Origin of the sequence: Streptomyces sp. (assembly GCF_036566765.1) — a bacterium.
In the GTDB taxonomy this organism is placed as follows: domain Bacteria; phylum Actinomycetota; class Actinomycetes; order Streptomycetales; family Streptomycetaceae; genus Streptomyces.
In genome coordinates this window covers 1-9,228 of the sequence record NZ_DATCVQ010000233.1, presented here as the reverse complement: position 1 = coordinate 9,228, position 9,228 = coordinate 1, and the positions used below count along the sequence as shown (strand labels likewise).

The 9,228-nt window shown below is 71.9% G+C and carries 7 protein-coding genes and 1 pseudogene; 3 read left to right on the top strand and 5 right to left on the bottom strand.

Going from position 1 to position 9,228, the window contains the following annotated elements; all coding sequences use genetic code 11:
* Positions 1 to 572: LmeA family phospholipid-binding protein (locus tag VIU94_RS13305; RefSeq protein ID WP_331910988.1), on the bottom strand; the 572-nt coding region annotated here is incomplete at its 3' end.
* Between the two features lie 11 nt (positions 573 to 583).
* Positions 584 to 2,848 (bottom strand): MMPL family transporter, encoded by a 2,265-nt coding sequence (locus VIU94_RS13300; protein WP_331910986.1) that lies wholly within the window; start codon positions 2,846 to 2,848, stop codon positions 584 to 586.
* A 175-nt stretch (positions 2,849 to 3,023) separates the two neighbouring features.
* Here VIU94_RS13300 and VIU94_RS13295 point away from each other — a divergent pair, with 175 nt between their 5' ends.
* On the top strand, positions 3,024 to 3,755 hold the full coding sequence (locus VIU94_RS13295; RefSeq protein WP_331910984.1) for a TetR/AcrR family transcriptional regulator: 732 nt from the start codon (positions 3,024 to 3,026) through the stop codon (positions 3,753 to 3,755).
* A gap of 33 nt (positions 3,756 to 3,788) precedes the next feature.
* Here VIU94_RS13295 and VIU94_RS13290 read toward each other — a convergent pair whose 3' ends face one another.
* Together VIU94_RS13290 and VIU94_RS13285 are read right to left on the bottom strand one after the other, a co-directional pair.
* Entirely contained in the window at positions 3,789 to 4,997 is a 1,209-nt protein-coding gene (locus VIU94_RS13290; RefSeq protein WP_331910982.1) for an NAD(P)/FAD-dependent oxidoreductase, read from the bottom strand.
* A 355-nt stretch (positions 4,998 to 5,352) separates the two neighbouring features.
* The gene (locus tag VIU94_RS13285; RefSeq protein WP_414720940.1) at positions 5,353 to 5,736 is read right to left on the bottom strand and encodes an AQJ64_40280 family protein; all 384 of its coding nucleotides are present in this window, start codon (positions 5,734 to 5,736) and stop codon (positions 5,353 to 5,355) included.
* Between the two features lie 304 nt (positions 5,737 to 6,040).
* Between VIU94_RS13285 and VIU94_RS13280 the strand changes: the two genes are divergently transcribed.
* The gene (locus VIU94_RS13280; protein ID WP_331910978.1) at positions 6,041 to 8,353 is read left to right on the top strand and encodes a FlgD immunoglobulin-like domain containing protein; all 2,313 of its coding nucleotides are present in this window, start codon (positions 6,041 to 6,043) and stop codon (positions 8,351 to 8,353) included.
* A 154-nt stretch (positions 8,354 to 8,507) separates the two neighbouring features.
* Here VIU94_RS13280 and VIU94_RS13275 read toward each other — a convergent pair.
* A pseudogene (locus tag VIU94_RS13275) lies at positions 8,508 to 8,652 on the bottom strand (MerR family transcriptional regulator); the annotation flags it as partial.
* Positions 8,653 to 8,728: 76 nt separating this feature from the next.
* Between VIU94_RS13275 and VIU94_RS13270 the strand changes: the two are divergent.
* The coding region (locus VIU94_RS13270; RefSeq protein WP_331910976.1) for a methyltransferase domain-containing protein at positions 8,729 to 9,228 on the top strand (500 nt) is incomplete at its 3' end.

Sequence of the window (9,228 nt, the reverse complement as noted above, 5' to 3'; positions counted from 1 at the left end):
TGCAGCGTGACGGCGCCTGCGTCGAGGCGGAGTTCGGCCGTGATGATCAGCGGCATCCCCAGGACGCCGGACTCGATCCGCAGTCGGCCGTTGCCGGCGTCGGAAAGCCGGACCTTCCGGCCGCCCTGTGAGCCGAGTGAGCCGAGTGAGTCGAACGGGGCGGTGAACGTGGCGTCGGCCGACTCTGCCGCGTAGCCGCCGGCGCGCTCGGACACCTCGCGGAGATCGACCACGGTTTTGACCGGGATGCCGTCGCGCGTCCGGGCGTCCGCCTTGAGCCGCACCTCTGGGTGGGTGCCCCGGGCGGTGTCGAGCAGGAAGGGGTAGCCCTCGATGCTGACCTCCGGCGCGGACAGCCCGCTGCCGTGGCGGTCGGCGATACGGTCGGCGAACCTCTCCTCCGCCACGTGGCGGGCGAGGGCGTCGACCGTGAGAAGCGCGGTGCCCGCCAGCACGGCCAGGGCGATGACAGGCCGGGCCTGTCGCCGTGGCAGAGCCATGCGTCTGGTCCGCTTCTTCGGTGTTGCCGGGGTGTCGGGGGTCATGGGGGTCTGCGCGGTCTTCGAAGGCATGGGCGGGTACCTCAGCGAGGGAGACGCAGGTCGGAGCCGGATGAGGCCGTGGATGCGGACAGGGGAACCGAAGCCGGAGCGGCGGCCCGGGGCGGGCCGCCGACGGGGGGTGCCGGAGTGCCCTCGATGTCCACCCGGGGGAGGATTCGGTCGAGCCAGGCCGGCAGCCACCAGTTGCGCTCGCCGAGGAGCACCATGCTGGTCGGGACGAGCAGACCGCGGACGACAGTGGCGTCCAGGGCCACGGCCGTGGCCAGTCCGATTCCGAACATCTTCACCACGGGGTCGTCGGACAGCAGGTAGCTGAGGAACACGCAGACCATGATCATCGCTGCCGAGGTGATGATCCGAGCCGTGCCGGCCAGTCCGTCGACGACCGCGCGCGTGTTGTCCCGGTGCCGGAGGTAGGACTCGCGTACGGCGGTCAGGAGGAACACCTCGTAGTCCATGGAGAGCCCGAACAGCACCGCGAACATCAGCAGCGGAACGTAGCCCGGTATCGGCACCGGGCCGTCGAGGCCGAGCACGCTCGCCCCCCACCCCCACTGGAACACCGCGGTCAGTACGCCGTACGAGGCCGCGACCGAGATCAGGTTCATCGCCGCCGCCTTGACCGCGACCACGGGTGCGCGGAAGGCCAGGAGCAGCAGCAGCCCGGCGACGAGGACGACGGTGGCGATGATCGCCGGCATCCGGGTGGCGAGCCTCGTGTTCAGGTCGGCCTGGGCGGCCGTCGGCCCGCCGACGTGGGTGGTGGCCCCGGTGCCTGCGGTGGCCTCGGGCAGGGTGGTGTCCCGCAGCCGGTCCACCAGCGCGACGGTGTCCGGATCGCCGGGGCCGGTGGTCGGGGTGACCTGCCAGAGGACCGTGTCACCGTCGGTGCCGAGCCGGGCCGGGCTCACCGCGGCCACGCCGCGGGTTTTCCCGAGGGCCTCGGTGACCGCCGCGACGCGGTGGTCTGAGGGTCCGTCGGCCGGCGTGGGCAAGGTCTCGGTCACCTGGAGGGGGCCGTTCACGCCCGGTCCGAAGGCCTCGGCCAGCTGCTCGTACGCGGTACGGCTCGCTGTGCCGACCGCCTTGTCGCCCCCGTCGAGTTGGCCGAACGCCAACCGGGTGGCCGGCGCGGCCAGTACGCCCACCAGGACCAGGCTCGCGAGCAGGTAGCGCCAGGGGCGGCCGGCCACGTGCCTTGCGAGCCGTTGCCAGCGCACGCCCGCAGGGTCGGTCGCGTCGGCAGGGTCGGCGATGTCGGTGGTCTGCACGGCCTCAGCGGCCTCAGCGGTGTCGGCCGTGTCGGCCGTGTCGGCTGTGTCGGCGCGCATCGCCGGAGTGAGCCAGCGCCCAGGCCTCCGGCCCAGCCGGTGGCCGAGCACGCCGAGCAGGGCCGGCAGCAGGGTCAGGGCCGCGAGGACCCCCACGAGTACGGCGATTGCGGGTGCGAGCGCCAGCGCGTGCAACAGCGGCAGCCCGCCGAGCGCCAGACCCGCCAGAGCGGCTGCGACCGCGCAGCCGGCGAAGGCGGCGGCCTTGCCGGCGCCCGCTGTGGTGTACCCGGCGGCGTCCACCACTCCGTGTCCCTCGGCCAGGAGTTCACGGAAGCGCGTCAGACAGAAGAGGGTGTAGTCGATGCCCACGCCGAGGCCGATCATCGCCGCGATCGTGGCGCCCGCCGAGGGCATGTCGAGGACGTGCCCGACCAGACCGATCGCCGACAGCGATATCACGAGCCCCACGACTCCCACAGCCAGGGGAAGGCCGGCCGCGAGGATCCTGCGCAGCCCGAGGAACAGCACGACCGCGGCTGCCGCGAGCCCGATCAGCTCGCTGTGCGCGGTGGACTCCTTGTCGGCGGCGGCCGCGAGCTCGCCGCCGGCGGTGACCTCGATGCCCGCCTGTCGGGCGGGCTCGGCGGCGGACAGTACGGCCTCGCTGATCTCCGGGGTGATGTCGCGCCCCGTCACGTCCAGCCCGACCGAGAGGTAGGCGGTGTGGCCGTCCGGGCTCATGGCCGCCCGGCCCGAAGTCCCGTACGGCGTGCCGACGTTCACCACGTGGTCCACCCGGGCCACGTCCGCGGCCGCCGCCTCGACCGCCTTCTGCGCGGCGGCCGAAGTCAGCACCGGGCCGTCCGGGGCCGTGTGGAGTACGAGTGGCTGGTTGCCGGAGACGGGCCCGGGGAAACCGTCGGCCACGTCCCGGGCCGCCTGGCTGTCGCTGCCGGGGATGACGACCGCCTCGCTGGTGACCCGGCCGTGGAGCATCACGGCAGCGGCCACGGCGATTGTCACGGCAGCCCAGAGGGCGAGGATCCGTCTCGGTCTGCGGGCACACCAGCGGCCCAGAGCAAGGAACATCGTGCTGCGTTTCCCTCCGGCGATGAAGTTGCACTCCGAGTGCATATTTACCGTTGCACTCGGAGTGCAATAATGTCAATCGGAGAGAGGAGCCCAGGTGGGAAGGCGTCCCGAGCAGGAACCCGAGCAGAATCCCGAGCACGACACCCCGCTGCAGCCGGAACACGGCAGCCTGTCGGCCGCTGCTACAACCGCCGCCGTGGTCACCACCACCGCCGCCGCGGACGGCCGGACCGCGCGCGGCCGACAGACCCGCGAGAAGATCGCCGACGCGCTGCTCGCGCTCCTCGACGAAGGGGAGACGGACTTCCCCGCCGACCGGGTGGCCCAGCACGCGGGGGTCTCACGGCGATCGGTGTTCCACCACTTCGACGACATGGCCCAACTCGTGGACACCGCCATCACCCGGCGGCTGGAACAACTCGCCGAGCAGATCAGGCCGTTGCCCACCGGCGGTCCGCGCGCCGAGCGTGTGGCAGCCCTGGTCGAACAGCGTGCCCGCATCCTCGAATGGATCACCCCGGCACGCCTGGCGATGATGCGTATGGACCACCCCTCGGACCGCATCCGTCAGGTCACCGAGGAGGCCTTCGCCGACGCCCGCCGGCGCCTGGAGGCGGTGCTGGCCGAGGAGCTCGACCGGCTGTCGGGTCGACGGCGTACGGATCTGGTCAACGGGCTCGACGCCGTGACCACTTGGGGTGCCTGGCACCACTGGCGATCCACCGGGCTCAGCCCCGAGGAGGCGCGGCACGCCATGGAGGCCACCGTGCTCAACCTGCTCGGCTCGATCGGCCCGCCCGACCCGGTGCCCCACGAGTCCGAGTGAACGGGGCAGCCGGGGCGGGACAGCCGGGGCGGCTCAGCCCGCCGCGCGGTGCAGTGCGGGGTCGGAGAAGAACGCCGAGGGAGCGGTCACCCCGGCGACGACCCGGGCGAAGCCGTCCATCGTCTCCTGCCGCTGCGCGATGGCGCCGAACATCTGCTGCATGTCCGGGGTCGGCGGGTCGAGGTTCGCGAAGTCTGCGGTGAATTCGTACATCTCCCGAACCCGCCCGTCGCGGGCCTCCTGATAGTCCCGCATGGCCTCCTCGAAGGGGCGCTTTCCGGTGAGGGCCTCGTCGACGGCCCCGGCGCACAGCTCCGCGTCCTGGAACCCGTCCTGGATGCCCTGCGCGGTGATGAAGTCCTTGAGGTAGCCGGCGTCCCCCACCAGGGCCCAGCCCGGTCCGTACGGTGTGCGGAAGTAGTTCGGGACCGCCGCCCCGAGGAGCCGCTCGACGCGGGTGGCCGAGGCGGTCCGTTCGGCGAGGGCGGGCGCCATGGCGATGGTGGCCAGGTACGCGCCTTCGGCGTCGGTGTGGTGCGCGTCAGCTTCGCGCATCGGCCAGCTGCAGATGAGTAGGGTCAGGCCGTCGTTGGTGGGCCAGCCCGCGAATCCACGGCCGGGCCGCAAGAAGGCCTCGAAGTGCTCGAACCCGAGCCCCGACCAGTAGGTGTAGTAGCTGGCCTGCAGTTTCGGTTTCTCGGCGTACGAGGCGGCGCCGACGGTCCGCGCGACGAAGGAGTGGGCGCCGTCCGCGCCGATCACCACCCGGGCGTGCTCCGTCACTTGGTGTCTGTCGTGTTCGCGGCCCCGGATCCCGGTCACGGTCCCGTCCGCACCCTCGCCGCCGGACACCAACTCGTCCACGGAGAACCCCTCGCGCACGTCGACGCCCGCTTCCGAGGCGGCATCCACGAGGATCTTGTCCAGGACGGTGCGGCGCGGTGCGTAGGAGCCGGAGAACCCGTACCCGGCAGGGGAGCCCGCCAGGGTGACCGGTCCGAGGTCGAAGGAATAGGTGGTGATCTCCGGCAGATCACCGGCGGTCACACGGCTCAGCAGCCCCCAGCGGTCCAGGGCCGCCAGGCCCGGCGGGTGGATCAGGTGCGTGGAGACGGTGTCGCTCGGGAATCGGGCGCGATCCACCAGAAGAACCCGGTGGCCCCGGCGGGCCAGCAGCATCGCGGTCGGCGCACCCGCGCAGCGGGCCCCGACGACGATGGCGTCGTAGGTCTTGTCCGTCATCAGCCTCACCTGCCGTGTGCTGTTCTTCCACGCTATCCACGGACCGCGTACGGCGCGCCCGGAAGCCGCCGCCGTCCCCTCGCCAGGGAGGAGGTCATCCGGCCGGCGGCCAGGCGAACGGAACCCGCACCAGGTGGCAGTGGGGCAGCATGCACGTCGTCCGACCGCGGCCGCCGCCGTGTCCTGACTGGCCTGCTGGAGCTGCTCGTGGACGCCCTCGCCCACTGCCGGGCTTCCCGTTTTCTCGCGCTCGAGCCGGGCGGATGACAGCGACCACCGTCCGGATGCGCCCTTCGGCAGCCGGGCGCCACGGTTGCCTCTCCAGGCGACGCTGCTGCCGGACCGCTATCCGCATTCAGGCAGTGGGGTGAGTGCCCCATGCGTTCCGGAGGGCTGGCTGCACTTCATTCCCGAGTACGCCGTGCGTCGTCCTGCCCGGCAGGGTGGGCAGTGCAGCCCAGTGAGTCACGGTTTCTTCGCCGGCGCCGCCGTAGGGCAAGCGGACGACCCCGTCGGAGTCGACGAAGCAATCGCGGTGCTCTGCCCCGTCCTCACCGAAGTGCAGCGTGGTGAAGATCATCGGCCTCACCAGCCAGAACTCCTCACCCACTGCCGCGACATCGGACTCAGGGGCGTCGTCGGCCGGATACCGGCCCGTGATCGCCGCCGCCACCGGGTAACCGCTCCGGGGCAGTCTCTCGCGTGCGTCCACCCACGCCACGACGGTGTTCAGATTCACCCTCATCACCCTCACTGCAGGCTCTCCGTGAAGCCGCGTCGTTCAAGGCTCTCGTTCGAACTGCACACCCGGGAAGACCGCGGCGCGCCCGTGAAGGTTGCTTGGGCGGTGCCAAGCGCGATGCCGGAACGTCCACGTCATGCGAACGCTGCGCCCGGCCGGTCCCGAGCCCCCTGGCTCCCGGCGACACCTGTGTGACACGAGCGGCACACGAGTCGTGCACAACTCCCGCCCGACGGTGTACTGTTAACCGTGTTCACAGCGAGATTCTCGAATTTCGACGGTTAACAATTGGGGGGTTCAGGTGTCCCATCACCTGCGCACGACCAGCCACATCAGCCGAACCCGGCGTACCAGCCGAACCCGGCAGACCGCCACCGCCACCGCAATCGCCGCCGTCCTGGCCGCAGGCCTGGTCACCGTCCTGCCGGCCACCGCTCACGCAGCCGACGCAGCCGAGGTGCTCATACCCGCGCCCGACGCATACGGCGAAGGGACCGAGACGGTGCTGGCGACCGGCAGCCAGGGCGTGTTGCACCGCGAGGGCGGCGGCTACCTCTGGACCACGACGTACAACCGCACCACCAAGCCCGTCCCGGCGCTCGACGGCGTGCCGCAGGACGCGATCGTGCAGGGCCACGACGAGTTCAACCGCGTCGTCTACACCAAGCCGCGCGAGGACGGCGGCACCGACGTCGTGCGGGTCGGCATCGAGGATCCAGGCTTCAGCAACACCGTCAGCGTCCCCGCCGGATACCTCAACCCGCGGGTCGCCAACGGCTGGGTCCTGGCCACGGTGGACCAGGGGGACGGCACGTACCAGCTGCGCGTGGCGCGGGGCGGGGCCCCGACAGCCGATCCCGTCGTGCGGCTCCCAGCCGGAGCGACGACCGGCGCCGAGCCTGTGCTGCTCGGCGCCTTCTCCAACCAGCTCGTGATCGGCTACCGCACCGCCGACGGCAGTCCGGGGTACGGCATCCTCACCGCGTACAACGGCACAGTCGTCCCGCTGCCCGTGACCGGTGAGGCGAGCAGCTTCCGGATCACGCAGGACACCGTCAGCTGGTTCACCCGCAGCGGGGAGCCCGGAGTGCGGGTCATGCAGCGCGGCAGCACGGCCGCCCCGCGCATCGTGCCGCTCGCCGCGAAGTCGCCCGACAGCGAAGTCACGGCCTTCGTGGTGGGCGACAACGTGCTCTGGTACGAGGGCGACGACGACCCGTTGCGTTTGACCCCCTTCGCCGGGGCGGAGACGGAGCGGACGCTGCTGAGCGGCGTCGAACGGGCGTTCCTGCGCACCGAGGGCTCGGGTTCACTGGTCGTGCTCGGCAAGGACGCCGACGGCAAGCGCGCCGTGCACCTGTTCAGCGTGGACGGTCTGGGGCTGATCTTCGATCTGCCGCTGCGGGAGGTTCCGCGGGTCAAGACGGCGGACGGCGAGATCCAGGCACTGAGCCTGGATCGTGGGCGGCTTCGGTACGTCAACTCCCTTGCCGACGCGAAGACGTTGCACGGCAGGGACATCGGCACCGCGCTCGACCCGGCGCAAGGCGCGGCGCTCCCCGATTTCGCGGGCCTCGCGGCAGGCCGCTTCGCCGACGGTACCGACGAGGGGCTGGCCCGGCTGGTCGCCGACCCGAGCACCGGCACCGACGTACTGGTGACCGGTGACGACCCGGAGCACCCGGCGGACAGCTTCCCACTGCCGGGCACGGGCGGCCGGATCCTCGACACGGCACCGGAGTTCGTGCTGTACGAGGCGGATGGGCGGCAGTACGTCGTGGACACCGCCCACGACCGCATCGTCCGCCAGCAGCCGGCGCAGGCCGCCGTACTGGAGCAGAAGTGGCTGCTCAAGCCGGCTCTGAACAATCCCGGCACGGTGAAGGTGGTGAACGTGCGCACCGGCACGGTGACCGGGACCATCGCGCTAGGCACCGCGTGCGTCCCGAACGAACTGCAGCGCAGCGGCACCCTGCTGTACTGGAGCTGCGCCTCCCAGGACGCGGCGGGCGTGCGCGACCTGGCGACCGGGCGCACCTACCCCGCGCCGGCGTCCGGCGCCCTCCTGGGCGACCGCTTCCTGGCTCACCGCGACGCGTCCGGCGATCTGCGCCTCACCGCGCTGCAAGCGGACGGCGGCACGGCCGATCTGGGCACCGTCGCCGGCCTGAAGCAAGCCGCGAACGGCGATGGGCGCGGCACCACTTGGACCCTGGACGCGGGCGCCGGCAAGCTCGCCTGGGTCGGAGCGGACGACACCGTCCACGTCACCGCGCCGCAGCACGCGGTCTCCGCGCTGCGCGTCGCCCGCACCGCCGCACCTCCCGCATGGGTGCAGGGCAGCACCGGTGAATGGGCCGCCGCATGGTGGCTCTCCAAGCCCGCGGCGTCCTGGCGGGTGACCCTCACCCACCGCACGACCGGCGAGGTGGTGCGCACCTGGACGGGCGGGAGCACCCGCAGCGCGGTACGGGTCTCCTGGGACGGCACGACAGATTCGGGCACCCCGGTGGCGACCGGCGCCTACACCTGGCAGCTGACCTCCACCCCGGCGGACGGCACGGGCCCGGAGGCGACGGCCTCCGGCGTCGTGCGGGTCGAGCCCGCACCGTAACCACTCGTAGCAGCCGGCCCCTTCCCCGAGTCCGAATCGGGGGAGGGGCCGGAGCCTTGTACGCCTGCGTCGGGCGGCATGCAGAGTGACCAGCCTCGGCCCGGCAGCGCGGTCGCGTGCCACCGACCTTGACGACCGTGAGGTTCGTGCCATCGACGGCGACGCGTGTGAGGTCGGCGGTCCCATAGCGACGGCGGCCGGCGGCGTCGCGCGCGGGCGTGAGCAGCCCCCATCGCCTCCCAGTGACGCAGGACGTGCGTGGCCAGGCCGAAACGTTCGGCGAGGGCGCCGATGCCCATCGGCTCGCGCTCGCCGCCCGCAGGTGTTCTGTGCTCGCTTGACTTCATGCCGACATCAAGTCGCAGTCTGGCGCTCATGACGAAGAAAACGGAGCAGGCCCGCCGGTCGGCGGACGGTCTCATCGGGTGCCTCGACGCGGCTGACCGACTGCCGGGCGCCGGCGAACTGCGCTCTCTCTCCTACGACTTGCTCCGCCCCGGATCCGGAAAGTCCGTGGTGGACGTGGGCTGCGGCACCGGACGGGCCGTGGCGGAGTTGGCCGAAAGGGGTGTGCAAGCCGTCGGCGTGGATCCGAGCGAGCGAATGATCGCCGTCGCCCGCGGCCGGTGGCCCGAGGAGGACTTCCGGATCGCGGGTGCGTACGAACTGCCGCTGGCGGATGCCTCGGTAGACGGCTACCGGGCCGACAAGGTGTTCCACGAGTTGGCCGAGCCGGAGCGGGCGTTGGCCGAGGCCCGTCGGGTGCTCTCGTCCAGCGGGCGGATCGTGCTGGTCGGCCAGGACTGGGACGCCTTCGTCATCGACTCCGACGATCCGGCCCTCACCCGCGCCATCGTGCATGCCCGCTCCGCCCT

Coding starts and splice junctions, on each gene's coding strand:
- VIU94_RS13290 (WP_331910982.1), bottom strand. CDS start 4,997: ATGACGGACAAGACCTACGACGCCATCGTCGTCGGGGCCCGCTGCGCG.